The following is a 23,690-nucleotide window of genomic DNA, read 5'->3' on the forward strand; positions in this document are numbered from 1 at the left end:
GTCAACTCCCGGTGGATCGGTAGCTTCGGATGCCCTGGCGCCAGGCCAGCCCGGCCAGCAGGGCGAGGACGAGGGCCGCGACGGGTCCCAGGAAGCGCATGAACTCCGGCGTGCCGAAGGGATCGGGCAGGCCGAGGACGTACAGGCCGGGCTGCCAGTTGACGAAGGCCAGCGGCAGCACGTACGTCACCCCGCGCACCAGTTCCCTGCCGTAGATCGCGAACGGGTACTGGGTGAGCTGCCCGCTGCCGTAGGTGAACGCGCTGGACACCTCCGGCGCGTCGGTCAGCACGAACTGCAGCGCCCCGGCCAGGGTCCAGAGCGCGGAGAAGATGACGAACCCGCACCCGATCATGATCGGCACCATCCACAGCCGCGACCAGGGCAGGTCGAGCGCGGTCACGGCGTAGCCGAGCACGAGCAGGGCCTGGAGCACCCGGCCGATCCGGGTGATCAGGAAGCGGTCGGTGGCCGTCTGGATCCAGGTGCTGACCGGGCGGATCAGCATGGTGTCGAACGTGCCGGCCTTCACGTGCATGCTGATCCGGTCGAGGTTGCTGACCAGCATGTCGCAGAGCGCGAAGGCCACGTTGGAGGTGCCGTACAGGAAGAGAACCTGGTCGCGGGTGAAGCCGGCCAGCGTGGTGGTGTTGGAGAAGATCACCAGGATGGCGGCCACGTCGAGCCCGGCGACCAGGAAGCCGAGCACCGTCATGATCGTGAAGGAGACCGGGTACGCGGCCGCGGCGCGCGTCCAGGTCCAGGCCAGCAGCACGTAGGTTCTAACCACCCTGGATCACCACCCGGTGGCGGATCAGGCGGGTGCCGAGCGCGCCCAGCCCGAGCATCACCGCGACCCAGAGCACCTGGACGCCGAGCGCCTGCCAGACGTCGGTCTTGCCCAGGTAGACGTCCATGGGAATCTGGACCATGGCCGCCCACGGCAGCGCCGCGGCCAGGTCGCCGAGGAAGCCGGGGAAGATGCCCAGCGGCAGCATCATGCCGCTGAAGAACGTGGTCAGCACCAGGGAGACGGCCAGGGTGCCGCGGTCGTCGAGCAGCCAGCACACCGACAGCGCCACCAGGTAGCGCCAGCCGAAGCTGACCACCACGCCGAGCGTGAAGCTGACCAGGAAGGCGCCCGCGTTGTCCGGCGCGGTGATGCCGAACAACAGGGCGCCGAGGATCGTCGGCGGCAGGCCCCGCACGATGAACAGGTAGCCCGCCCGCCCCAGGTCCTCCGCGAGCGAGCACAGTTGCAGGGAGGCGGGCCGGACCAGGTCGAGGGCGATGTCGCCGCTGCGGATGCGTTCGGGGATGGTCAGGCCGCCGCCGAACAGCTGCATCGGGCCGATGAAGGCCTGCGTGATGAAGCAGAACGTGACGGCGTCGAGCACGTCGTAGCCGGCCAGACCCGGCCTGGCCTGCCACAGGGCGATGAGGACGTAGGCGCGCAGGATGCCGAAGACGCTGTTGGTGAAGGCGCCGGCCAGTGCTGCCGCTACATAGGTGGCGTGTTTGCGGAAGCCGTACCGGACGAGCCGGGCGTAGAGGAGAATGGTGTGCACCTCCGGAGAGTGAGGGCACGACAACGGCCCGTGCGCGGGGGTGCGCACGGGTATGCCGGGCAAGCCATGCATTATGCGCCGCCGGGCCTGTGGTGGCAACGGGTTTTTGAGCGGTCGCCCCGAAATATCCGCGTAAGCGAGTTGATACTTACTGGTGGGTAGAGCGATGTTCCAGAAGGGAAGGGGATATATCGGAGGCCTTGTATGCGCATCGACAGGGACGTCTATCCCGACTACCCCATGAGCTGGCAGGCGCGCACGCTCAACGGCCTGCTGCGCGGCACGCTGAAGCCCGCGTCCAGCCTGCTGCTGCGCCACCCGCTCGCGCTCGACGCCGCCGCCCGGCTGGGCACGCTGTCGCGCCTGCTGCCGATGGCCCCGCCGGATCATGTCGGCATCGTCCCCGCCCGGTTCAGCGACTGCGGCGGCGAGTGGATCCGCGCCGGTGCGGGCCTGGACGAGCGCAAGGTGCTGCTCTACTTCCACGGCGGCGGCTACTTCTCCTGCTCGCCGCGTACCCACCGGCCTCTCACCTGGCGGCTGTCGGTCGTGGCGCGCCGCCCGGTGCTCGCCCTCGACTACCGGCAGGGGCCGGTGCACCGGCTGGCGGAGTCGCTGGCCGACGCACTGGACGCGTACTCCTGCCTGCTGGCCCGCGGCCACGCGCCGTCCGACATCCTGCTGGCGGGGGACTCCGCCGGTGGCCATCTCTGCCTGGCCACCCTGCTGGCCCTGCGCGACCGCGGCCTGCCCCTGCCCGAGGCGGCCCTGTGCCTGTCGCCGTGGGCCGACCTGACCGACGTGCCGCGCCGCGCCAACCGCTGGCAGGACCCGATGCTGCCCGCCGGGCGGGTGCGCTGGCTGGCCCGGCACTGGACGGCCGGGCTCGACCCGCGCGATCCGCTCGTCTCCCCGGTGAACGGCGACTACGCCGGCCTGCCGCCGCTGATGATCGTCACCGGCTCCACCGAAGTGCTGCGCGACGAGGCCCGCCGGGTCGCGGTCAGGGCCCGCCGGGCGGGCGTGCCGGTGCGCTACGAGGAGTGGCCCCGGATGCCGCACGTCTTCCCCATCCTGGCCGACGTGCTGCCGGAGGCCCGGCTGGCGTTCCGCCACATGGCGGCGTTCCTGGCCGACGTGCGGGGGCGGACTTTCCTCGAAGATGCCGCCTGACGGCCCATCGCTCCTGGCGCGGGGTGTAGGTTAGGTATACCTAACTAAGCTCCCGAGGGGGAATGGGGCCCGGATGTCGAAGAGCGAGCACAAGGCGACCGTGCTGCGGACCGAGCAGCTGACGCCGCACATGATCCGCGTGGTGGTGGGCGGGGAGAGCCTGCGCGGCTTCGCCACCTCCGGGCTGACCGACCACTACGTGAAGCTCGTCTTCCGCCATGAGGGCGTGGAGTATCCGGAGCCGTTCAGCGTGCAGACCTGTCGTGAGGAGATGCCCCGCGAGCACTGGCCGAGGCTGCGCACCTACACCGTGCGCGCCTGGGACCCCGACACGCTGGAGCTGACGATCGACTTCGTGCACCACGGCGACGAGGGACTGGCCGGTCCCTGGGCGGCCGCCGCCAAGCCCGGCGACACCCTCTACATGCTCGGCCCCGGCGGCGGCTACACCCCCGACCCGGCCGCCGCCTGGCACCTGCTCGTCGGCGACGAGAGCGCGCTGCCCGCGATCGCCGCCGCCCTGGAGGCGTTGCCGGAGGACGCCGTGGCGCACGTGTTCGTCGAGATCGACGGGCCGGTCGAGGAGCAGAAGATGGAGCGCCCGGTCACCTGGCTCTACCGCGGCGATCGGCCGGTCGGGCAACTGCTGGTCGAGGCGGTGCGGGGGCTGGAGTTCCCCGAGGGCGACGTGCACGCGTTCGTCCACGGCGAGGCCGGTTTCGTCAAGGAGCTCCGGCGCCACCTGCGGGTCGAGCGCGGCGTACCCCTGGAGCGGTTGTCGATCTCCGGCTACTGGCGGCTCGGCGTCGACGACGAGGGCTGGCGGGCGGTCAAGCGAGACTGGAACCAGGCGGTCGAGGCCGAGGAGGCCAAGGAGCTGTCGTCGTAAAACGCCACTTCAGGCCGTCCAGTCACACCCCTTACTAACCGAAAGGTAACACCCGCCTTACGCGCGATACCCCTTGGGAAAACCATGCGGAAACCCTCCGCCCGATGGGGCCACAGTGTGCTTGCCAGGTCCCAGACAGGAGAGGCGAGATCCGGATGGCGCGTGGTGCGAGCGACATGCCTCCAGGCGTGCGACCGCTGACGGTGGGCGACCCGGTCATCATCGGCCGATACCTTCTCCTGGGCCGGCTCGGCACGGGCGGCATGGGCGTCGTCTACCTCGCCGAACACCCCCGCGGCGGGCTCGTCGCGCTCAAGACCCCGCACGCGACGCACCTGGGCGACCAGACGCTGCGGGCGCGGTTCGCCGAGGAGGTCGCGTTCTCGCGGCGGGTGGTGCCGTTCTGCACCGCCGCCGTCGTCGAGGACGGCACCGACCGCGACCGGCCCTACCTCGTCACCGAGTACATCCCGGGGCCCGCGCTCTCGCAGGTCGTCGTGGCCCGCGGGCCGCTCACCCCCGATCTGGCGTACGGCGTCGCCCTCGGCGTGGCCGCCGCGCTCGTCGCGGTGCACGACGCCGGTTTCGTCCACCGGGACCTGAAGCCGGGCAACGTGCTGCTGTCCACGAAGGGGCCGCGCGTCATCGACTTCGGCATCGCCCGCGACGTCGACACCCTCGCCGCCCACACGCAGGCCGGGCAGGTCATGGGCAGTCCCGGGTGGGTGGCGCCCGAACGGCTGACGGGGGGCGCGGCCGTACCGGCGTCGGACGTCTTCTCATGGGGTTGCCTGGTCGCCTTCGCCGCGACCGCCCACCACCCGTTCGGCCGCGGCGAGACCGACGTGCTCACCCGCCGCATCCTGCTGGAACCGCCCCGCCTGGACGCCGTCCCCGCCATGCTGCGGCCCGCGGTGGAGGCGGCCCTGGCCAAGGAGCCCGCCGACCGCCCCCGCGCCGCCGACCTGCTGCGCGCGCTGCTCGCCGCGGGCGGCGTCGGCGACCCCTGGGACCTGCGCGCCGCCGTGGGTGACGTCCTGGACGAGCTCTGGACGCCCGTGCCCTACCCTCCGGGAGCAGGCAGGGTACGGCTCGCGCCGCCCCCCACCGGCGAGACCCCCAAACGCCGCCGGGCCCGGGCCGGGGCCCACTTGTCCCACGCCAGCTTCGCGGCACTGGCCACGGTCTCGATCGCGGCGATCACCGTCGTGGCCGCGGGGAACCAGGGCAGCCTCGGCTTCTCCGGCAGTTCCGTCATTCCCGACCTCCCGATCGTGCAGCCGCACGGGTCGGCGGGCTCCACCGTGCGCCCCACCACCGGCCCGGCCTCCGGAGTACCGGCCCCGATCACCACACCCCCGTCCAGCCCGGCCGTCACGCTGACCCGCACCCTCAGCCCCAGCGCCGTCCCGACCCCGTCGTCCCACCGCCACTCCTCGGGCAGCCCGCCCCCGGGAACGTTCCTCCCTGAGCCGTCGGAGGACGACGACTGCGTGAACCCGGCGGGCCGCAAGCGGGGGAACGCGGCCAAGCGGGACTGCCCGGTGCCCTCGACCAGCATCACCACGATCCCCCAGGAGGGGCCGGGCGAGGAATCCCCCACCCCCACCACCTCCCCGCCCCTGACTCCCACTCTCACCTCCACCCCGACCACCACCTGACCCCGCGGCCCTGCTCAACCCCACGGTGCAGGTCGCGGCCGGGGTTGCCGCCCGGCGCTCGTGCACCGGTGTCTCGTCGGGGAGGCCGGCCCGCTCCGGCAGGTGTTGCCCCGGCTCTGAGCAGCGGAGGCTGTCCCTGACCGGGCACATCGGCACCGGGCTGATCTCGAGCGCCCTGCGCCGCGGCCGGGAACAGTGGGCGTCGGCCGTTCCCGTGCGGGCCGAATCCCGATCCGGTGCCCGGATAACCGATTCCGAACTGTCGGTCGAATTTGATACAACAGTCGCCGGCGTGCTTGGCGAAGGGAACAGCGTGACAACACGGGCGGAGTTCACGGTCCCAGGGGCGCGCCATGATCGGCGGGGCCCGGCCCGCTGGATCTGGTCGCACCTGCGCCGCCAGCCGCTGTACCTGACCGGGTCCCTGGTCGGAGCGGTCGCGATGGTGGTGCTCAACGCGGCCATCCCCGGCCTGGTCGGTGACGCCTTCGACGCCGTCCTCGCCCGGCAGGACGTGCTCCCGATCGCCCTGGTGCTGCTGGGCGTCGTCGCGGTGCGCGGCCTGCTCGACTTCTGCGCCCGCCTGAGCAGCGAGCTGCTCGCCAACCGGCTCAACCGCGACACCCGCGACGAGCTGTACGTGAGCCTGCTCGGCAAGAGTCAGACCTTCCACAACCGCCAGCGCGTCGGCGATCTGATGGCCCGCGCGGCCAACGACATCAGGCAACTGCGCATGCTGGTCGCGCCCGGCCTCGACATGATCGTCGACTCCGGCGCCCAGGCCGTCATCCCGCTGGTGTTCATCGCGTTCATCGACCCGCGGCTGCTGCTCGTGCCCGCGATCTTCATGGTCGCCTTCGGCTTCTCGCTGTGGCACTACATGCGGCAGCTCAATCCGGTCGCGACCGGGATGCGCGAGAGGTTCGGCACGCTGAACGCCGGGCTGAGCGAGGCCGTGCGCGGCATGGAGGTCATCAAGGTGACCGCGCAGGAAGGCGGCGAGCGGCTCAGGTTCCGGCGCAACGCCCGGACCTACCGCGACCTGTTCGTCCGCGAGGGCCTGGTCCGCGCCCGCTACCTGCCGACCCTGCTGCTCGCCGTGGCCATGGCGGGGGCCCTGTGGCACGGCGTCCACCTGCACTCCACAGGTGCCCTCACCCTCGGCCAGCTGATCGCGTTCATGGGCCTGATGGGCCTGCTGCACTTCCCGACGAACGTGTCGACGTTCACGTTCTCACTGGTCCAGCTGGGCTTGGTGGGCGCGCGCCGCATCCTGGAGATCATGAACGCCGAGACGGAGCTCGACCAGCACGCCGACGGCCACACGGCTGCGATGCGCGGCGAGGTCGTGTTCGAGGACGTCTCGTTCGGTTACGCGGGCGCACAGGTCCTGAAAAACCTGTCCTTCACGGTACGGCCCGGCGAAACGGTGGCCATCGTCGGCGAAACCGGCTCGGGCAAGAGCACGCTGACCAAGCTCGTCTCCAGGACCTTCGACGTCGACTCCGGGAGGATCCAGGTCGACGGCGTCGACGTGCGCGACTGGAACCTCGACTCGCTGCGCTCGCAGATCTCCACCATCGAGCAGGACATCGTGCTGTTCTCCCGTCCGGTGGCCGAGAACATCGCCTTCGGCCTGGGCCAGCAGGCCAGCCGCGAGGCCATCGAGGCCGCGGCGGCCGACGCGCAGGCCGCGGAGTTCATCGCCGAGCTCGAGGACGGCTACGACACCGTGATCGGCGAGCGCGGCGTCACGCTGTCCGGCGGCCAGCGCCAGCGCCTGGCCATCGCCCGCGCCCTGCTCACCGACCCGGCCATCCTGATCCTCGACGACTCGACCAGCGCCATCGACTCCGGCACCGAGGACCTGATCCAGCAGGCGATCGAACGCATCCAGTCCGGCCGGACCACGCTGCTGATCACGCACCGGCTCGCCCAGATCCGCTGGGCCGACAAGGTCCTGCTGCTCCGGCGGGGCGAGGCGGTCGACTTCGGCACCCACCACGAGCTGCTCGGCCGAAGCCCGCTCTATCGCCGGATCTTCTCCCACTACGACGAGGTGGAGGTGCCCGTCTAGATGGGTTTCCTGATGGACGGCCTGGAGGCCGAAGACTACGACCGCGCCTACAGCGACCGCGACCTGCTCCGCCGTATCCTGCGCTACTTCTGGCCCAAACGATGGGCGATGCTCCTGGTCGCCCTGATGGTCGTGCTCGGCTCCGCGGCACAGGCGGCCGTACCTCTGATGAGCAGTTCGGGCATCGACAGGATCGTCGCGGGCGGCAACATCTGGGCACTGGCCGGAGGCATCCTGCTCGCGGGCGCCCTCGGCTGGGCGTTCAGCTTCGTCCGGCAGTGGTTCAACGCCAAGGCCACCGGCGACGTGGTGCTCAACCTGCGCGAGGACGCCTTCGACGCGGTCCTGGAGCGGGACATGTCGTTCTACGACGAGAACCCGTCCGGGCGGATCGTCAGCCGGGTCACCTCCGACACCGACGACTTCGCCAACGTCGTCGGCCTCAGCATGGACCTGCTCAGCCAGGTGCTGGTCGTCGGCTTCGTCACCGCGCTGCTGTTCACGCGCAGCGCTCCGCTCGCCCTGCTGACGCTGGTCATCGCGCCGATCGTGATCCTGTGCGCGCTGCAGTTCCGGCGGATCGCGCGCACCACCACGCGCCGGGCCCAGCGCTCGATGAGCCGGGTCAACGCCAACCTCAACGAGACCATGGGCGGGATCGCCGTCGCCAAGAACTTCCGCCAGGAGCAGCGGGTCTACGACGAGTTCCGTCCGATCAACGAGCAGAGCTACGCGGTGAACCTGCGCCAGGGCTTCGTCTTCTCCAGCATCTTTCCGCTGCTGTTCCTCATCGCCGGACTGGCAGAGGTGGGGCTGGTCCTGGTCGGCGGCAGGTCGGTGGTGGACGGCGGGTTGTCGGCCGGTGACTGGTATCTGTTCCTGCAGGCCATCGCGTTCTTCTGGTTCCCGCTGACCTCGATCGCCGCCTTCTGGTCACAGTTCCAGCAGGGCCTGACGGCGGCCGAGCGGGTGTTCGCACTGATCGACGCGCCCCCGCGAGTGGTACAGACCGACGCGCAGCCGGTCGGCAGGCTGGCGGGGCGGATCGAGTTCAGTGACGTGAGCTTCGGCTACTCCGCCGAGGTCCCGGTCCTTCAGGACTTCAGCCTCACGATCGAGGCCGGGCAGACCGTGGCGCTGGTCGGCCACACGGGGGCGGGCAAGTCCACGCTGAGCAAGCTCATCACCCGCTTCTACGAGTTCCAGGACGGCACCCTCCTCATCGACGGCCGCGACATCAGGACCCTCGACCTCCCGGCCTACCGCCGGCAGATCGGGGCGGTGCCGCAACTGCCGTTCCTGTTCAGCGGTACGGTCGCCGACAACATCCGCTATCCGCGCCCAGAGGCCACGGACGAGGAGGTGCTGGAGGCGGCCATCGGTGTGGGAGGCGGCGACTGGATCGAGACGCTGCCCGACGGCCTGGCCAGCGACGTCGGCGAACACGGCAGATCCCTGTCCATGGGCCAGCGCCAGCTCGTGGCCCTGGCCAGGCTCCTCATCCAGAACCCCGCGATCGTCGTCCTGGACGAGGCGACGGCCAGCGTCGACCCGCTGACCGAGGCGCAGATCCAGGACGGACTCGACACCGTGCTGGCCGGCCGGACCTCCATCGTGATCGCGCACCGGTTGTCCACGATCGAGCACGTGGACAGGATCATCGTGCTCGACCACGGCCGGATCGTGGAGCAGGGCGATCACTCCACACTGCTGGCCAAGGGCGGGCGCTACTGCGAGGTGTACAACACCTACTTCAGGCACCAGTCGCCCAACTACCGCCCCGGCACCGGCTTCGTCACCGTCAATTAGCCGGCCACCGCACTGACGACGACACGGATCAGCTCGAGGTCATCCGAGCGCGGCCTGTGTCGTCCCGTGGTGCGCCTCTTTGGTGCGGCGGTGATGCAGGACGATCACCATGGGTTAGCGGGTTGGCGTCGGCTCGTGTGCGGCGCTGCGTGCGGCCTGGCGGAGCAGGTACAGCGCCGCCAGCCACGCCCAGCACCAGCCGAGCGGGATGACCAGGCGGGAGAACACCCAGTCGATCGAGGAGTGCGGCATGATCAGTGTGCCGGTCACCAGGACGCCGGGTGCGGCCACGGCGAAGCCGAGCATGGCGAGCGCCCAGGGCCGCCCTCCGGGTCTCTGGGCGAAGGTGCGGGCCAGCACGCAGCAGGCGGCGGTCGCCGCGAGGTACAGCGTGAAGACCGACACCGTGTGCAACTGTTCGTGCCAGCTCGCCGGGAAGGTGACGTCGGGAAGGGCGTCCTGTGGTGTTCCGGGCGGGTAGCCCTTCTGGGGATCGGTGACGAAGACGCCGGTGCAGATCATGGCGACGCCGTACGCGGCGATGAGCCCGGGAGCCCAGCGGGAGGCGGGCAGCGTGCGGCGGACCCCGGCGGCGAAGGCGATCAGCAGCAGCCCGGTGACGACGAAGTTGCCGATCTGCAGCCATCCCCGGTCTCCGGTCATCAACTGGCTCGGGCCGTGCACGAGGATGTCGAAACCGCTACGGGTCAGCATGTCGGCGTGAAACAGGACGAGGAAGGCGGGTACTCCGAGACTGCCGCAGCGCAGGAGAGCGCGAGTGGAAAGGGCCATGCCACTGATTCGACTCGGAGCGGGGCATCGGCGGACAGCGCACTAAGAGCTGGAGCGGCCCTACTTTGGTACGGGATCAACGTGGTGCCGGCCGGCATCGGCCACGGGATCAGGTCGCTGTCAGGGCAGCAAGCTGAGCGCCTTGGTGAGGCCGGGGTCGCGGCCGTTGGAGAGGTCCTTTGCGGTGAGAGGGGCGTGGTGGTCCGGTGGGACGCCGATCGTGTTGATGATCTCCTTGTTCGGGCCGAGGCCGTACCGCATGGGCAGTTCCAGAACGCTGCCGTCGTCGAGGAGGAAGCCGCCGGCAGGACCGGAGACGATTCCCGCCGTGCGGGTGCCGACGAGCGTGCCCAGGCCGAGGTCCTTGACCGCGGCGCTGAAGGCGTCGCACGCCGACGCGCAGCCCCGGTCGGTCAGGACGACGAGCGGCAGGTTCAGCAAGGGGACCGTGTCGTCGGTGACCTTGGGCTGACAGGTGTTCCTCGCGTCGCACAGGTAGCCGATGGTCTTGCCGTGGGCGAAGGCGCTCACCAGTTTGACGGCTGTGCCGGGGAAGCCGCCGCCGTTCCCGCGCAGGTCGAGGACGACGCCGCGCAGCGGGCCTTCGTCGCGCATGCGTGCGATGTCGTCGAAGACCCTTTTCTCGCCACCGGGGAGGAAGCCGGCCAGTTTGACGTAGGCGACGCCGTCCTTCAGCCGCTTGGAGAAGCCCAGCGGCGATCCCTCGTAGGCGGCGGGCTTGATCGTCACGGACCAGGTGCGGCCGGTGGCGGGCCGGTGCAGCGTCAGCCGTACCGGCGCCTTCGTGGCCGGATCGCCGATGAGGACGTTCACCGTCTTACGCGACAGGATCCCGTCCGTCAGCGCCGGGGTTCCGTTGACGGTGCGGATGACGTCGCCGGGCCGCACGCCCAGCCGGGCGGCCGGGCTCCCGGTTCGCACCATGGTGATGAACAGCGGTGGCGCGCCGGCCGGGTCGTCCTCGGCTGGTGAGTGGCCGGCGATGCCCGTGCCGAACTCGATCATCCCACCCTTCTCCTTTACCGGAGCCGGGCCCGGTTCCTCGCGTACCCAGGCGGCGTGGTTGTCGTGGAGGGCGGAGACCATGGCCCTCATCGTGGCCGCCGCGAGGGCTTGGCGCAGGTCGGGGTCGCTGGGCAGCCTGTCGGCGATCCGCTGGTAGACGGTGCTGAAGGTCGTCCAGTCGGCGGTACGGTCGCCGGCCAGCGGGGGCAGCATGGCATCCGGCTGGTCCTTGCCCCGGCGCTGGAGCTCCTGGGTGAGCCCGGCGAAGGCCGCGGTCAGCAGCACCTGATGGTTCAGGACGGGGCCGCCGGCGTACTTGGCGAGGATGCAGTGGTAGGCCTGGGCGAGCGTGCCGGTGGTGGTCGGGCTGAGCGGAGGTGACTCGCCCATGGGGGCGGGCGCGCACGGCGCCGCTACGGCCGGGGCCGGCGTTCCCGCGCAGCCAAGGGTGACCAGGGGCACGAGGGCCGCCGCGAGGAGTGAGCGTAGGTTCATGCGCCAAGGCTGGAAGGAGCCGCGCCGGTCGCGCATCTGACCACGGTCATGATCTGAACCCTGACCTGCGGCATATGGGCGCCCTACGTCTCAGCTCCTAGGCTCGCGACCATATGGACACTCTTCTGCGCAAGCCGGCGATCCAGGATGGCGGCCTGGCCGTTGCCCTGCTGATCGCCACGATCGTGCTGAACGATGCGGGCACCAGCGTGCGCAGAGGCGCCGGCTTGCCGGTGGACGGGGAGTGGCCCGCCGCGCTGACGATCTGGTGGACCGCGACCGCGGTCTGCGTGGTGGCCGTGGCGGTCCGCCGCCGATGGCCGGTCACCGCGCTTGCCGCCGCCTGCCTCGCGACCGTGGCGCACATGGCCGTGATCGCCGGGCCGACGCCGGCGGACCTGGCCGTCCCGATCACGCTCCACGCCGTCGCGCAGCTTCATCGCCGCACGTTGTCGCTCGCCCTGTCCGGCGCCACGTTGCTCGTGGCGACGGGATGGTCGGCGTACGTGGCGCTGGACGGCCGGCCGGACGGCTGGTCCGTCGGCGAGTCGCCCGGAGCCGAGGCCGAACTCGTCGTGCGGCTGCCACTCGGCAAGCCGCAGGCCGTGCCGGCTCCCGACGAGCAGGACCGGCCGCCGATCGGGCCGACGGACTGGGGCGGGTTCCCCATCCTTCTCCCCGTGCTGGTGGCCGCATGGGCGATGGGAGCGGGAGCCCGCCACCGCCGCGACTACCTGGACGAGCTCACCGCGCGCGCCCATGACCTCGAACGCGAGCGCGACCAGCAGGCGGCCCTGTCCGCGGCCGCCGAGCGCGGCCGGATCACCCGTGAACTGCACGACGTGGTCGCCCACGGCCTGTCGGTGATCGTCATGCAGGCGCAAGGCGGCGCGGCCGCGTTCGCCAGGCGCCCGCAGGACACGATCGCCGCCCTTGACACGATCGTCGAGACGGGCCGCGCCTCGCTGGCCGACATGCGGCATGTCCTGGCCGCCACCGGACCGCCCTCGACGCACCCCGTCGCAGGACTTGTCCGGCTACCTCACCTCGTCGACAAGGTACGCGCGTCCGGCACCCCCGTCGAACTGCACGTCAGCGGCTCGCCGAAGCCGCTGCCGACCGCGGTCGACCTCGCGGGATATCGGATCGTCCAGGAGGCGCTGACCAACACGATGAAGCATGCCGGGCGCGGCGCGCGGGCGCGCGTGGACCTCACCTACGGCGAACGCGAACTGATCGTCGTGGTGAGCGACGACGGCCTGACCGCCCGGCAGCCGGGGAACGCGGGCAACGGGCTGCGCGGGATGCGCGAGCGCGTGTGGGTGCTGGGCGGCTCGATCAGTGCCGGACCCGGGCCGGACGGCTTCGCCGTACACGCTCGACTGCCTTTTGACGGAGGCCCGGCATGATAAGAGTGCTCCTCGTCGACGATCAGGCCCTGCTCCGCGCCGGCCTGCGGATGATCCTGGACAACGCCGAGGACATGGCCGTGGTCGGCGAGGCGGCCGACGGCGGCCACGTGGTGCCACTGGTCGCCGAGACCAGGCCGGACGTGGTGCTGATGGACATCCGGATGCCCGACGTCGACGGCGTCGAAGCCACAAACCTGGTCCGCGCCCGCTTCGATCAGCCGCGCATCCTCATCCTGACCACCTTCGACCTCGACGAGTACGTCTACGCGGCGCTGCGGGCCGGCGCCAGCGGCTTCATCCTCAAGGACACCCTCGCCCCCGACCTGCTCTCGGCGATACGTGCGGTGGCCCGAGGCGACGCCATCGTGGCGCCCGCCGTGACCAAGCGCCTCATCGAACGCCACATCGGCACGAACGCGGACCCTATGCCTCGTTCCGACCTTGAACTGCGCAGCTTGACCGAGCGGGAACGGGAGGTGCTCGAACTGATCGCCCGCGGCCTGTCCAACGCCGAGATCGCCGGTCGGCTCTTCCTCACCGAGGGAACGGTCAAGGGGCATGTGAGCCGCATTCTGGCCAAGCTGGAGTTGCGCGATCGTGTCCAGGCGGTGGTGTTCGCCTATGAGTGCGGCCTGGTCAGAGCGGGAACCTGGTAGGCGGCGTCCGAAATCGCAGGGCTGTGTGCGTGGGTCCGCGGCCCTCTCTAGGTCGCCAGGGTCTCTCGCCAGTCGGTTTGCCGCTCATGGGGTAGGGCGAGGGAGCCGATGAGGTGCCAGGTGGCCGCCAGAGCGCAATATTCGCACGGCCAGGTTGTCGCTGAGGGAGTCAGTGGAACCGGTCTGGCCGGCAGCCGGCGAGCTCGGGGGCTGGTGAGCCGGTGAGGATTTCGGTAGCGGCGAGGCGGCCGGTGGCGGCGGCCAGGGTGATCGCCGAGTGCATCACGGTGACGTACAGACCCCGGGTGCCGCCAGGCCGGCCGATGACCGGTTCCCCGTCGGCAGGCATCGGGCGCCAGCCGATCTCGACGGAGGCAACCTTCGTGCCGGCGGCTCCGGCGAAGGAAGCGGCGAACCGGTCGCGGACACGCTCGGCGGTCTCGAGCAGCGCGGCCTGGTCCGTCTCGCCGCTGTAGGCCATGGGGGCCAGGACCGTACCGTCGTCGAGCTGCCGGACCTCCAGCGACGGCGTCGCGACGATCGTTCGGACCAGGCCCGGCGCTGCGCGCAACCGGACGAGGACGGCGGGCGACGGCTCGATGGGCAGGGTGATGCCGATCCCGGAGCACAGGGCAACCGTGCCGGTACCGGCGGCCAAGACGACGGTCTCAGCGGGAACGTCTCCGGCGGTCGTCCGGATACCGCTCACCGTGCCCGCCTGGTGGTCGAGGGCAGTCGCCAGTACCCCCGTCAGCAACCGCGCGCCCCGGTCGCGTGCGGCGGCGACCAGGAGATCGGTCACCGCGACGGGGTCGAACGCCGCATCTTCCGGGCGGTGAACGGCCACGGCCGGGGGATCGAGCAGGTGCGGTTCCAGCGCTGCGACATCCTCCGTGCGCGGTCCCGGGGTCTCGTCGAAGCCGTCCCAGCTGAGTGAACCCGACCAGCGGACCGACAGTTCGGGAAGCTCCGTCTCCAGCCGCCGGTACTCCTCCAGCGCGAGGGAGCGCAGCGGCGCCGAGGGCGAGTCGCCGGCGACCGATCGTCCGATCCAGGCGAAAGAAGCGCGGGTGACGCCCGAACCCGGCAGGCCTGCATCGATCAACGTGACGGGTCGGCCGCGCCCGGCCAGGTGGTAGGCCAATGACGCCCCGATGATGCCGGCGCCAACCACGACGATGCCACGATCATCCATGCCAGGGTTCTAGCAGGTGAGGCACTGCCGCGACACCGGATATCGGCCACCATGCCACCCGGATAGCCAGCGGTCAGGCGGTTTCTTTGGGGAATAGGGCGTGGCTGGGCGGAGGGCCTCCACTACCAGCCCCTACGCCATCGGCGCCTGACCGCAATGGTCAGGAGGCGCTGTGTGCCCTGATGGTGTCGGTGATCCAGGAACGGTAGTGGGTCACGTCGGTCCAGATGCCGACTCCTGGCCCACCCCTGGGGTTGGTGGAGCAGCCGGCGTCGCCGTTCGTGCGGTCCGCCATGTCGTCGCCGTCGCGCGAGGTGGCTCCGACCAGCTCCCACCGGCCGCCGACCTTGCGGATCTGTGGACCGCCTGAGTCGCCGTTGCAGGCGCTGGCAGCACGCCCGTTGAGCTCACCGGTGCACAGCTCCTCGCCTCGGTTGAGGGAAGAGCACCGCGTGTCGGGTACGCGTACGGTGTCGAGTTCCTGCAACTGCCGTGCACCGTTCGAGCAGGTCGGATCGTCGGAGTCGTCGCAGGTCATGCCCCAGCCGATGACGCGGCTCGGCTCGCCTACCCGGCCTGGGCCGTCGGCGATGCGGATGGGCTCGAGGTCTACCGGCCGATCCAGCTGGACCAGCAGGATGTCGTCCTTGGGTTCCCCGCGCATGCCGGGCTTGTCCTGGTTGGGATGGGTGATGACGCGCTTGACGCTGGTGCGAGTTCCGCCTGTGTCACGCTCGAGTGAGCCGATCCGCACCTGCGTCTTGCCGGGCTTCATGAGTCCCTTGCAGTGGGCGGCGGTGACGACCCAGTCCGGGGCGATGAGGGAACCGCCGCAGTGGTGCTCGGGTAGTTTCCGCAGCTGGAACGAGACCATGAACGAGTAGGTCTCCGTCGCGGCCTTTCCACCGATGATCGCGGGGCGGCCGGTGCTCGCCGCGGCCGTGGTCGCGGTGGTCAGCGCGAGCCCGGCGGCCATGAGGGTGGCGAGCACCACTGATCGTCTGCCGGTTGCCTTGAACACAGGTCTCCAGTCGGTCGAGAGGTGCGTGCGGGGGCCCCGACGCTTCGCGCGGCGTTCTGCCAGGTCAACATGCCCGCGGTGCCAGGCTACCTGCGATTTTCGTTGGAACCGACGTAAGCGATCATGCTTGTGACCGGGCGAGAATGAGGATGAGTGGCGCACCTCCCTCATCGAGACTCGTGACCACCCCCTGTTTGGTGACATCGACAAGGGCCTGCGCTACCAGCTCAGGTTGGACTTGGGCGTAGGTGAGGGGGCCGCGCCGGCCGTAGGGGCTGCCCGCCCAGCCGGGCGGCTTTGCCGTAGTGGCTGGTGTCGGTCACGGTGGTGACCGCGGTCGCGGACCAAGTGGCCGGGCCGGACAAGTCGAACGGCCCGCCATGCTTGGGCCGGCGGGGGCTGGCCCGCATGAACTCCTCGCGCGAAGGCTCCGGACGCCCATCAGGTGCTGCATCTGGCCAGTTTCTGGTCGGCGGCGATGAGGCTGGCCTCGCTCGCGACGACTTCGCCGAGCCGCCCATGCTCCTTGGCTTCCGCCAGGCGATCCCGGAAGCTGGCCAGGCGGGGCATCTCGTCTGGGGCGACGGATACAGGCGCCTGAACCAAGAAAGCTTGTGCTCAGCGGGAGCCCATCACTGGCCGTCGAAGGGGGCCTGGTTGAGGTCAGCCATCTTTGGCGGGGTCGAGATGGCGGGTGTCACCGAGGCTGACGACCTGGCGGTTATGGAAGAAGTCGTCTTCGCGCAGCGTGGTGATGCTGCCGGATGGCGCCCGGAAACTGGCATGGCCGACCGCCTTGATCGGCATCTTGATCCACGAAGCCACGACGAGTGTCAGGGAGCCACCGTGCGTCACGATGATCTGGTGTTCGCAGGGGCGCTGCACGACCTCGTCCATGGCCGCGTAGATGCGCTGCGCCCACGCCGCCTTGGTCTCGGCGCCCTCCACACCCTCGTCATGTTCCAACCGCTCCCCGACAGCCGGCGGCGGGACGAATCGCTGGTCCAGCCACTCCTGTGGCCTTCCCCCCGCCTCTCCGTAGGACTTCTCCCGCAGCCTGCGATCCAGGATCGGTTTCACGCCGAACAGTTCGGCAACCTTCTCGGCCGTTTGCCGGGTGCGCCGCAGATCCGAGGAGAACAGCTCCACATCGACGCCGTCCGGAACCTCGGCCCGCAGCGCCTGGGCAATGGAGGCCGCCGCGCGGAGGCCCGCTGGCGTCAGCTGCGAATCATGCCAGCCGCCGACGACCCCCTCGACGTGGTGCGTCGCCTCCGGATGAGTGACAACGTAAATGGTGCGCATGCGAGTGATCTTAAGAGCGATTCACAAGAGCGACGCACACGCCTCATCGGGCCAGGGTGAAACCCCGTTGGATGAAGGGGAAGGCGTTTGCTTGGTGCGGTGAGGGCGAAGTCGATCGTTCGCAACGACTGGATGCTGCTGTCCATCGTCATGCGCGAGCTGGTGGAGGCAGAGCCGCGCCCCGGCCTGCCGATGTCCGCCTACGAGCTGGCCGTCCGCCGTGGGCTCCGGCGATCGGCACGGTAGACGCCGCCGCACCCGGCGACTCGTTGCGGGTACTACCGGGGCTTGGGAAGCTCGCCGCCGGATGGGCCGCGGTCAGGGGACCGGTACTGCTTCCTCGGTGAGTTTGCCGTCGGTCATGGTCAAGGCGGTGTCGACCATCGCCAGGGTGGCCAGGTCGTGCGTGACCATGATGGTGGCCAGGTTGTTGCGCTTGGTGAGCTCGGCCAGCAGCGAGACGATCTGCTCGCCGCGGTGGTGGTCGAGCGCGCTGGTGGGCTCGTCGACCAGGAGGACATCGGGCGCGTTCATCAGCGCGCGGGCGATGTTGACGCGCTGCCGTTCGCCGCCGGAGAGCTGGTGCGGGCGCTTGTGCTCCTTGCCCGCGAGGTGCATGGCCAGGAGCAGTTCCCGGGCCCGTACGCCGGCCGCGCGGGGGGATTGTCCGGCCAGGTGCGCCATGACCAGGAGTTGATCGAGCGCGGTGAGGGAGGGCAGCAGGTTCGGCTGCTGGAACACGATTCCGATGTGGTCGCGGCGCACCTTGGTGCGTTGGGCCTGTCCGGCTTGGGAGAGGTCCTGGCCGGCGATGGTGACGGTGCCGGAGGCGGGGGTGATGAGGGTGGCGGCGACGGCGAGCAGGCTGGACTTGCCCGAGCCGGACGGGCCGACGACGGCGGCGAACTCGCCGGGTCCGACGGTCAGGCTGACGTGGTCGAGCGCGGTCAGTGTGTGGTCCCCGTCGGGGTAGGTCAGGACGATGTCGGTGAGTTCGAGGGTCATCGGGAGGCTCCCAGGGCGATCAGCGGGTCGACGGAGGTGATTTTGCGGATGGCCAGCGCGGCGCCGGCAGCGCCGAGCAGGATCATCACCGCCACCGGTACGACGGTGGTGGTCACCGACAGCACGAACGGGACGGTGCCCTCGGCGAGCGCGCCGAGGGCCGCGCCGAGCGCGCCGCCGATGCCCGCCCCGGCCAGCAGTACGATGACGGCCTGGGCGAGCGCGTCGCGCAGCAGGTAGCCGGAGCTCGCGCCGAGCGCCTTCAGGACGGCGACGTCGCCGCGCCGCTGGATCGTCCACACGGTGAAGAACGCGCCGATGACCAGGGCCGAGATCGCGAACAGGAAGCCGCGCATGAGCTGGAGCGAGCCGTTCTCGGAGGAGAAGGAGCCGATCGCGGCGGGCGCCTGTGCCAGCGCGACCGTCGTGGTGGCGAGCTTGGTGTCGGCCGCGGCCAGGTCAGGGGCGCCGCTGGTACGAAGAGCCAGGACGGTGGCCACCGTGTCGGCGCCGGTCTGGCGGCCCATCCGTTCCCAGTCGCCGATGCTGATCCAGGCGAGCGGGGCGTGGCTGTAGGAGGCCTCGCCCCCGGTCGCGGCGACGGCGAAGTCCTTGCCGGAGATCTGTACGATGTCGCCGGCCTTCAGCCCGCTGTCTGCTGCGAGCGCTGCGGACAGGACGACCTTGCCGGCGTCCACCGGACGCCCGGCGGCGAGTTCGCCGCCGGGCTTGACGCCGAACAGGGCCACCCCCGCGCTCTGACCGTCGCCGTAGGCGAGCCTCGACATGGAGACGCCGAGCCGCTCAGCGGTGACGCCCGGCACGTGCTGCCAGTCCCGCCACGTGGCGTCGGTGATGCCGCTGTCGGCGAAGGCGGGCTCCTCACCGCTGTCGAAGACGAGGTGATCGGCGGGCAGGTTCTCCACCGCCGAGATGTTCTCCTGCGCCAGCCCGGCGGTCAGGCCGGACAGCATGGTGACCAGGAGGGTGATGAGAAAGACAACGGTGCCCATCAGGGCGAACCGTCCCTTGGCGAAGCGCAGGTCTCTGAGCGCCACGAACACGGCGCGCCCCCATTTCGGACGAAGTGGAATCTGACTGCCGCAGCCTGCTGGTCACCGGGGTTCCCGCACATCGTGCACTCGGTCGGTCCGGAATACTTCTTTTGAACGACGCGGCAGGCGATCGCCACTGCGTACGCTGAGTGAGAAATGTCTGACTATCTGTTCCCGCCCGCTCTGCGGCTGCTTCGCTGGGCGATCCACGGCACCTTCGCGATTCTCCTGGTGATCGCGGTGCTCGGCGTCGCTCGGCAGGGTCAGGCCCTGCCGGCGATCGGGGGGACACTGCTCGGCGTCCTGTACGCGGCGGGCATCCTCATCGAAGGGCGATTGCCGCACTACGGCGGGCGGACGCACCTGCGGCTGGGGCGCCTTTGGCTGGGGGTGATCACACTCGGGTGGGCGGCGCTGGCCGTTGCCGCGCCGCAGTTCGTCTGGCTGGCCTTCCCGCTCTTCTTCGCCTACCTCCACCTTCTACCACTGAGCGTGGCGTTGCCCGGGGTGGCGGTGCTGACCATCGCCGCCATCGTGGCGGCCGCCTGGCATGCGGGCCGGCTGAGTCCCGCGCAGATCATCGGGCCGACGATCGGCGCCGCCGTGGCCACCCTCATGGCGATGGTCTACAAGGCGCTCTACGCCGAGAGTGAGGAACGCCGCCTGCTCATCGACGACCTGGTCCGTACCCGCGGCAAACTGGTCGAGGCGGAGAGCGACGCCGCCCGCCTGGCCGAACGCGAACGCCTGGCCCGCGACATCCACGACACCCTCGCGCAGGGCATGTCCAGCATCATCCTGCTGCTGCGCGCCGCCCGCCGCGACCTCGCCAACGATCCGGGGGAGGCGGAGCACCGCATCATCGAGGCGGAGGCGGCGGCGAAGGAGAACCTGGAGGAGGCGCGCAACTTCGTGCGGGACCTGGCCCCGCCCGCCCTTCAACACTCCTCGCTGGTCGCGGCGCTGCGCAGGATCAGCGACACGGCCGTGGCCGGCACCCGCACCACGGTGCGCTTCGAGGTCTCGGGCACCCCACTCCCGCTGCCCGCCGACTACGACGTCACGCTGCTGCGCGTCGCCCAGGGCGCGCTGGGCAACGTCAGCCGCCACGCCGGAGCCGAACATGCCGCCGTGACCCTCACCTACCTGGACGACATGGTCATGCTGGACGTCTACGACGACGGCCACGGCTTCGACCCGAGCGATCCCGCCGGACAGGCGACGGGCACCGGATACGGCCTGCGGGCCATGCGCGAGCGCGTGAGCACCCTCGGGGGCACCCTGACCGTGGAGTCGTCTCCCGGGGACGGCACAGCCGTCGTCGCCACCCTGCCTCTGCCCCGCGGGGAGGGAGCATGATCCGGCTCATCCTGGTCGACGACCACCCCGTCGTCCGCTCCGGCATCCGCGCCATGCTGACCGGACAGCCCGACTTCGAACTCATCGGCGAGGCCGCCACCGCGGAAGACGGCGTCGAGCTCGCCCGCACGCTCGCGCCCGACGTCGTGCTGATGGACCTCCAACTCGGGCCAGGCATGCACGGCAGCGAGGCGACCCGGCAGATCGTCGCGCTGAACGGCCCCCGGGTCCTGGTGCTGACCACCTTCGACACCGACGCCGACATCGTGGCCGCCATCGAGGCGGGCGCGACCGGCTACCTGCTGAAAGACGCCCCATCGGACGCCCTGCACGCCGCCATCCGCTCGGCGGCCGCCGGAGCCAGCGCCCTGGCACCGAGCGTCGCCTCACGCCTGCTGGGCCGGGTCCGCACCCCCGACACCACACTCTCCCCCCGCGAACTGGAGGTTCTCGGCCACGTCGCGACGGGCCTGTCCAACCGGCAGATCAGCAAGGCCATGTTCCTCAGCGAGACCACCGTCAAGACCCACCTGGTGCGCATCTACACCAAACTCGGCGTCGACTCCCGCACCGCCGCCGTCGCCGCCGCCTCCAAGCGAGGCCTCATCCGCCCGCCATAAGCGGAAGCCACCTGCAAGCCCCGGCCAGATCCCCCATACCGAGCAGCTGAGCTCGCCATTCCGCGCACCGCTATAGCAACAGCAGCGCGTGATCGTGGCCTACCACCAGGAGAGAGCCCTGCAGCTGCCGCGGTTGGCACGGCCAGCCGCAGATTCCACTTCATCGCCGAAGTCCCTCCAGGCGACGCGTTGCTGGCCCGCGATCCAGGCCTCCTTGATGGGTGCCCGGGGACGGCTTGGACCGCGAGCAGGTCCTTCCCGGCCAGATAGACCTGGGAGGCACAAAAGGTGCCGCAGGATGCCCATGGCCGGGCATCTGCTTGGCCGCGTCCTTGCCGGTCGTGGTCGCGGTACGCACGCTTTGGGTGTCGAGCACCACCAGGCTCGGGTCGGCTGATCTCCCCTTCATCCTCCCGCACCTGAAAGCGCGGCAGGTCGTGGATGGTCTTGTCCGTGCCATCCTCACGCCACCTGCGTAGCGGTAGAACACCGCCCTCCGAGGAGGCAGGTCATGGGGCAGCAAGTTCCGCTGACACCCGGTCCTGCTCTGTTGCAGCAGCGCGTTAACGATCTCGCACAACCCGTATCTGCCCTGGTGGCCGCTGACCGAGGGATGGGCGGTCCTCCACGCCGTGAGCATCGGCTCGATCAATGCCCACCGCTCATCGGATAAGTCGCTCGCGTACGGCTTCAGATTCAGTCAGACTCCCGCCAGCGCTCTACGGCCCGCTGACACAGAGAGAGCGCAAAGGATCCGAAATCATCCCCGAGCTTCTCCATATTTTTGCGGTCTACAACTCCGGGATTCCAGACGAGGACGGGGAACTCGCCTTCCTGATTCGCATGAGAGGAGTCGAGGACGACCAGGCCACCCATTCCATCGAACATCACAACGATCAGATCAGATGGCAGTCCATATTGACTGCGAGTATCTATGGTTTCAGCCACTGACCCCAACAGTTTTACCCCTAGTGCGGGCGTCTGGTATACGCCGAGGAATTCCTCGCCAGCGATGTCCCAGGTCCCGAACTCTTCGACCAGGCGGCGGTACGAGGGAGGAAAAGCCACATCCAGGGCACTCTCGGCGGCGGCAATCACCCCTGCGTCACAACCGTCGGCGTGATTCACTATGTCATCGTTCCCGCGAACCAACTCGATCAATCGCTCACTCGCTTCGACAGCGTTCATCATCAACTCAGCCCTGCCGCTCGTCATTCCAGTGCAGTTGATTATGGTTCCTGAAGTGCATCGAGTGCGTCTCCTCGGTAATCGGTCCGTCCTCCGTCTGGGGCATATCATGGAGGTCCCCGGACCCATGGGCCAGCCCCTTGCTGCATTCTCTTGAGATTGGTTCGACCGTACTTGTCCGGCTGTCGCGATGCGCCACGACCGCCGGGATTGTGCGGCTGGCCTCACTCGCCTTTGACGAGGACCGTGCAGTCGCGCTCGCGGCGGTCACGACTCTCGCGAACCTCGACGATCCGTTGATCATCGACCCGCTGATCGCCATCGTGTCGTGCGAACTTCCGAATCCCTACCGGGGCCAAGCCGACCCGCGCCACGTGATCGCGACGAAAGCCCTTGCCCGCCTCGCCAAGGAGCGTGCCGTGGCGGCGATCGCCGAGAAAGCCGTTGCGAGTCTAGGGCCGTCAGCGGTGAGCGAACGTGCCGCTGCCACCGACAGACATGGCACGGCTCCGGGCGCTGGCGGTTCTTGAGGCCGCCCAAGGGGGTGACGTGCGGCGAAGGCCGCCAGTCGGAGTGGTTGACCTCGATATTGGTTGAGGTTGCAGACTAAACTCATGAGCGAAAACCGAGTGATCATTTATGAAGAGGTGGGCGCCGACCCGCTGGCCGACGTCCTGGTGATCGAGAACGAGCACGGCCGGACCAGAGTCCGCGCCGTACCGGAGCCCGGGCGGCTGGCCGGTCTGGTGAAGCGGCTGGCCGATGAGGGTGTGGACCGGTTCGAGCTGTGCGGCGGGTTCGGGGCCGTGTGGCATGCCGAGGCGCGCCGGGTCCTGGGGGAGCGTGTCCCGGTCGGGGCGATCTATTACGGGTTCGAGTCGCTGGCGTCCGTCGCCGACTACAAGGCGCGGTTCGAGGCGGGCGAGGTACTGGCGGAGGCGTTCCTCATCGTGCACCCGGGCGCCGATCCCGAGTCCGACCGTGTGGTGCGGCATCGGGACGAGGGCGGGCGCACGACGTTGCTGGGGGTTCCCGACCTCGCCGGCGCCGCCGCGGCGGCCGCCGCCATGGCCGGTGAGCTGCAGCTCATCGAGGTGTACGGCGGGCGCCGTCCGGACGACGCCGAGCCGGTCATCCGTGCGGCCGTCGAGGCCGGGGTTCCCGTGGGCATGAGCGCGTTCTGAGAAAGGGTCTGTGTGGCCAGTGGTAGACCACCCGCTTGGCGGGGCGCCTCGTTCAGCATCCACAGCCGGTTGGTAGGCGAGGTTCGCCGGGTTGGTTCCGCCGCGAGTCCACAGCTTGGTGGGCTCGCCGGTCCCGGCGGAAGTCCTCGCAGCCGCAGCTTCCGGCGGCCACGGACCGGCGGCGCCGGGCGCGCCGCCAC

At 69.9% G+C, this 23,690-nt stretch carries 24 protein-coding genes; 12 read left to right on the top strand and 12 right to left on the bottom strand.

Annotation, left to right across the window (positions count from 1 at the left end; all coding sequences use genetic code 11):
- Position 1: 1 nt before the first annotated feature.
- Both ACFWYW_RS38985 and ACFWYW_RS38990 read right to left on the bottom strand, forming a co-directional pair.
- Complete coding sequence (locus tag ACFWYW_RS38985; protein WP_379616361.1) at positions 2–790, bottom strand: ABC transporter permease; 789 nt, start codon at positions 788–790, stop codon at positions 2–4.
- Positions 783–1,568 (bottom strand): ABC transporter permease, encoded by a 786-nt coding sequence (locus ACFWYW_RS38990; RefSeq protein WP_379616359.1) that lies wholly within the window; start codon positions 1,566–1,568, stop codon positions 783–785. The genes ACFWYW_RS38985 and ACFWYW_RS38990 overlap by 8 nt, the downstream gene beginning before the upstream one ends.
- A 204-nt stretch (positions 1,569–1,772) precedes the next feature.
- On the opposite strand from ACFWYW_RS38990, the gene ACFWYW_RS38995 reads away from it, so the two are divergent.
- The 5 genes from ACFWYW_RS38995 to ACFWYW_RS39015 all read left to right on the top strand — a co-directional run bounded on the left by ACFWYW_RS38995 (position 1,773) and on the right by ACFWYW_RS39015 (position 9,177).
- Positions 1,773–2,741 carry an alpha/beta hydrolase gene (locus tag ACFWYW_RS38995; RefSeq protein WP_379616357.1) on the top strand — a complete coding sequence of 323 codons (969 nt, stop codon included), beginning with the start codon at positions 1,773–1,775 and terminating at the stop codon, positions 2,739–2,741.
- A gap of 73 nt (positions 2,742–2,814) precedes the next feature.
- Complete coding sequence (locus tag ACFWYW_RS39000) at positions 2,815–3,630, top strand: siderophore-interacting protein (RefSeq protein WP_379616355.1); 816 nt, start codon at positions 2,815–2,817, stop codon at positions 3,628–3,630.
- Positions 3,631–3,818: 188 nt separating this feature from the next.
- Positions 3,819–5,291: a protein kinase gene (locus ACFWYW_RS39005; protein ID WP_379616353.1), complete on the top strand. Its 1,473-nt coding sequence runs from the start codon at positions 3,819–3,821 to the stop codon at positions 5,289–5,291.
- Positions 5,292–5,604: 313 nt separating this feature from the next.
- Positions 5,605–7,368, top strand: a complete 1,764-nt coding sequence (locus tag ACFWYW_RS39010) for an ABC transporter ATP-binding protein (RefSeq protein ID WP_379616351.1) — start codon at positions 5,605–5,607, stop codon at positions 7,366–7,368.
- Positions 7,369–9,177 (top strand): ABC transporter ATP-binding protein, encoded by a 1,809-nt coding sequence (locus ACFWYW_RS39015; RefSeq protein WP_379616349.1) that lies wholly within the window; start codon positions 7,369–7,371, stop codon positions 9,175–9,177.
- A 114-nt stretch (positions 9,178–9,291) separates the two neighbouring features.
- Here ACFWYW_RS39015 and ACFWYW_RS39020 read toward each other — a convergent pair whose 3' ends face one another.
- Both ACFWYW_RS39020 and ACFWYW_RS39025 read right to left on the bottom strand, forming a co-directional pair.
- Positions 9,292–9,969, bottom strand: a complete 678-nt coding sequence (locus ACFWYW_RS39020) for a DUF998 domain-containing protein (RefSeq protein ID WP_379616347.1) — start codon at positions 9,967–9,969, stop codon at positions 9,292–9,294.
- 120 nt (positions 9,970–10,089) lie between these two features.
- Positions 10,090–11,490 carry a S41 family peptidase gene (locus ACFWYW_RS39025; protein ID WP_379616345.1) on the bottom strand — a complete coding sequence of 467 codons (1,401 nt, stop codon included), beginning with the start codon at positions 11,488–11,490 and terminating at the stop codon, positions 10,090–10,092.
- A 113-nt stretch (positions 11,491–11,603) separates the two neighbouring features.
- On the opposite strand from ACFWYW_RS39025, the gene ACFWYW_RS39030 reads away from it, so the two are divergent.
- A complete protein-coding gene (locus ACFWYW_RS39030) occupies positions 11,604–12,899 on the top strand; it encodes a sensor histidine kinase (RefSeq protein ID WP_379616343.1) in 1,296 nt (431 codons plus the stop codon).
- Entirely contained in the window at positions 12,896–13,558 is a 663-nt protein-coding gene (locus ACFWYW_RS39035) for a response regulator (protein ID WP_379616341.1), read from the top strand. Before ACFWYW_RS39030 ends, ACFWYW_RS39035 begins: the two co-directional genes overlap by 4 nt.
- Positions 13,559–13,727: 169 nt before the next feature.
- On the opposite strand, the gene ACFWYW_RS39040 is transcribed toward ACFWYW_RS39035, so the two are convergent.
- The 4 genes from ACFWYW_RS39040 to ACFWYW_RS39055 form a co-directional block, all read right to left on the bottom strand.
- Positions 13,728–14,753, bottom strand: coding sequence for an NAD(P)/FAD-dependent oxidoreductase (locus ACFWYW_RS39040; protein WP_379616339.1), 1,026 nt, complete (start codon positions 14,751–14,753; stop codon positions 13,728–13,730).
- Positions 14,754–14,913: 160 nt separating this feature from the next.
- The gene (locus ACFWYW_RS39045; RefSeq protein WP_379616337.1) at positions 14,914–15,774 is read right to left on the bottom strand and encodes a S1 family peptidase; all 861 of its coding nucleotides are present in this window, start codon (positions 15,772–15,774) and stop codon (positions 14,914–14,916) included.
- A 441-nt stretch (positions 15,775–16,215) separates the two neighbouring features.
- On the bottom strand, positions 16,216–16,344 hold the full coding sequence (locus tag ACFWYW_RS39050) for a hypothetical protein (RefSeq protein WP_379616335.1): 129 nt from the start codon (positions 16,342–16,344) through the stop codon (positions 16,216–16,218).
- A gap of 93 nt (positions 16,345–16,437) precedes the next feature.
- A complete protein-coding gene (locus ACFWYW_RS39055; RefSeq protein ID WP_379616333.1) occupies positions 16,438–17,079 on the bottom strand; it encodes a histidine phosphatase family protein in 642 nt (213 codons plus the stop codon).
- A gap of 99 nt (positions 17,080–17,178) precedes the next feature.
- Between ACFWYW_RS39055 and ACFWYW_RS39060 the strand changes: the two genes are divergently transcribed.
- Complete coding sequence (locus tag ACFWYW_RS39060; RefSeq protein WP_379616331.1) at positions 17,179–17,325, top strand: hypothetical protein; 147 nt, start codon at positions 17,179–17,181, stop codon at positions 17,323–17,325.
- Between the two features lie 72 nt (positions 17,326–17,397).
- On the opposite strand, the gene ACFWYW_RS39065 is transcribed toward ACFWYW_RS39060, so the two are convergent.
- Together ACFWYW_RS39065 and ACFWYW_RS39070 are read right to left on the bottom strand one after the other, a co-directional pair.
- Positions 17,398–18,084, bottom strand: coding sequence for an ABC transporter ATP-binding protein (locus tag ACFWYW_RS39065; protein WP_379616329.1), 687 nt, complete (start codon positions 18,082–18,084; stop codon positions 17,398–17,400).
- Complete coding sequence (locus tag ACFWYW_RS39070; RefSeq protein WP_379616327.1) at positions 18,081–19,148, bottom strand: FtsX-like permease family protein; 1,068 nt, start codon at positions 19,146–19,148, stop codon at positions 18,081–18,083. The genes ACFWYW_RS39065 and ACFWYW_RS39070 overlap by 4 nt, the downstream gene beginning before the upstream one ends.
- 147 nt (positions 19,149–19,295) lie before the next feature.
- On the opposite strand from ACFWYW_RS39070, the gene ACFWYW_RS39075 reads away from it, so the two are divergent.
- Positions 19,296–20,498 carry a sensor histidine kinase gene (locus ACFWYW_RS39075; RefSeq protein WP_379641209.1) on the top strand — a complete coding sequence of 401 codons (1,203 nt, stop codon included), beginning with the start codon at positions 19,296–19,298 and terminating at the stop codon, positions 20,496–20,498.
- Positions 20,495–21,118: a response regulator transcription factor gene (locus ACFWYW_RS39080; RefSeq protein ID WP_379616323.1), complete on the top strand. Its 624-nt coding sequence runs from the start codon at positions 20,495–20,497 to the stop codon at positions 21,116–21,118. The genes ACFWYW_RS39075 and ACFWYW_RS39080 overlap by 4 nt, the downstream gene beginning before the upstream one ends.
- Before the next feature lie 160 nt (positions 21,119–21,278).
- On the opposite strand, the gene ACFWYW_RS39085 is transcribed toward ACFWYW_RS39080, so the two are convergent.
- Entirely contained in the window at positions 21,279–21,818 is a 540-nt protein-coding gene (locus tag ACFWYW_RS39085; RefSeq protein ID WP_379641219.1) for a transposase, read from the bottom strand.
- The gene (locus ACFWYW_RS39090; protein WP_379616321.1) at positions 21,815–22,333 is read right to left on the bottom strand and encodes an SMI1/KNR4 family protein; all 519 of its coding nucleotides are present in this window, start codon (positions 22,331–22,333) and stop codon (positions 21,815–21,817) included. The genes ACFWYW_RS39085 and ACFWYW_RS39090 overlap by 4 nt, the downstream gene beginning before the upstream one ends.
- A gap of 113 nt (positions 22,334–22,446) precedes the next feature.
- On the opposite strand from ACFWYW_RS39090, the gene ACFWYW_RS39095 reads away from it, so the two are divergent.
- Both ACFWYW_RS39095 and ACFWYW_RS39100 read left to right on the top strand, forming a co-directional pair.
- A complete protein-coding gene (locus ACFWYW_RS39095) occupies positions 22,447–22,836 on the top strand; it encodes a hypothetical protein (protein WP_379616319.1) in 390 nt (129 codons plus the stop codon).
- An 84-nt stretch (positions 22,837–22,920) separates the two neighbouring features.
- Positions 22,921–23,490, top strand: coding sequence for a DUF6506 family protein (locus ACFWYW_RS39100; protein WP_379616317.1), 570 nt, complete (start codon positions 22,921–22,923; stop codon positions 23,488–23,490).
- The last annotated feature ends 200 nt before the right edge of the window (positions 23,491–23,690 follow it).

Source organism: Nonomuraea sp. NPDC059023 (assembly GCF_042740095.1).
Taxonomy (GTDB): Bacteria; Actinomycetota; Actinomycetes; order Streptosporangiales; family Streptosporangiaceae; genus Nonomuraea.

Excerpts from the sequence above, each read along its gene's own strand:
- ACFWYW_RS38995 (WP_379616357.1), top strand. The coding sequence starts at position 1,773 with ATGCGCATCGACAGGGACGTCTATCCCGACTACCCCATGAGCTGGCAG.
- ACFWYW_RS39000 (WP_379616355.1), top strand. The coding sequence starts at position 2,815 with ATGTCGAAGAGCGAGCACAAGGCGACCGTGCTGCGGACCGAGCAGCTG.
- ACFWYW_RS39015 (WP_379616349.1), top strand. The coding sequence starts at position 7,369 with ATGGGTTTCCTGATGGACGGCCTGGAGGCCGAAGACTACGACCGCGCC.
- ACFWYW_RS39020 (WP_379616347.1), bottom strand. The coding sequence starts at position 9,969 with ATGGCCCTTTCCACTCGCGCTCTCCTGCGCTGCGGCAGTCTCGGAGTA.
- ACFWYW_RS39025 (WP_379616345.1), bottom strand. The coding sequence starts at position 11,490 with ATGAACCTACGCTCACTCCTCGCGGCGGCCCTCGTGCCCCTGGTCACC.
- ACFWYW_RS39030 (WP_379616343.1), top strand. The coding sequence starts at position 11,604 with ATGGACACTCTTCTGCGCAAGCCGGCGATCCAGGATGGCGGCCTGGCC.
- ACFWYW_RS39035 (WP_379616341.1), top strand. The coding sequence starts at position 12,896 with ATGATAAGAGTGCTCCTCGTCGACGATCAGGCCCTGCTCCGCGCCGGC.
- ACFWYW_RS39040 (WP_379616339.1), bottom strand. The coding sequence starts at position 14,753 with ATGGATGATCGTGGCATCGTCGTGGTTGGCGCCGGCATCATCGGGGCG.
- ACFWYW_RS39050 (WP_379616335.1), bottom strand. The coding sequence starts at position 16,344 with ATGCCCCGCCTGGCCAGCTTCCGGGATCGCCTGGCGGAAGCCAAGGAG.
- ACFWYW_RS39055 (WP_379616333.1), bottom strand. The coding sequence starts at position 17,079 with ATGCGCACCATTTACGTTGTCACTCATCCGGAGGCGACGCACCACGTC.
- ACFWYW_RS39065 (WP_379616329.1), bottom strand. The coding sequence starts at position 18,084 with ATGACCCTCGAACTCACCGACATCGTCCTGACCTACCCCGACGGGGAC.
- ACFWYW_RS39075 (WP_379641209.1), top strand. The coding sequence starts at position 19,296 with ATGTCTGACTATCTGTTCCCGCCCGCTCTGCGGCTGCTTCGCTGGGCG.
- ACFWYW_RS39080 (WP_379616323.1), top strand. The coding sequence starts at position 20,495 with ATGATCCGGCTCATCCTGGTCGACGACCACCCCGTCGTCCGCTCCGGC.
- ACFWYW_RS39090 (WP_379616321.1), bottom strand. The coding sequence starts at position 22,333 with ATGACGAGCGGCAGGGCTGAGTTGATGATGAACGCTGTCGAAGCGAGT.
- ACFWYW_RS39100 (WP_379616317.1), top strand. The coding sequence starts at position 22,921 with ATGAGCGAAAACCGAGTGATCATTTATGAAGAGGTGGGCGCCGACCCG.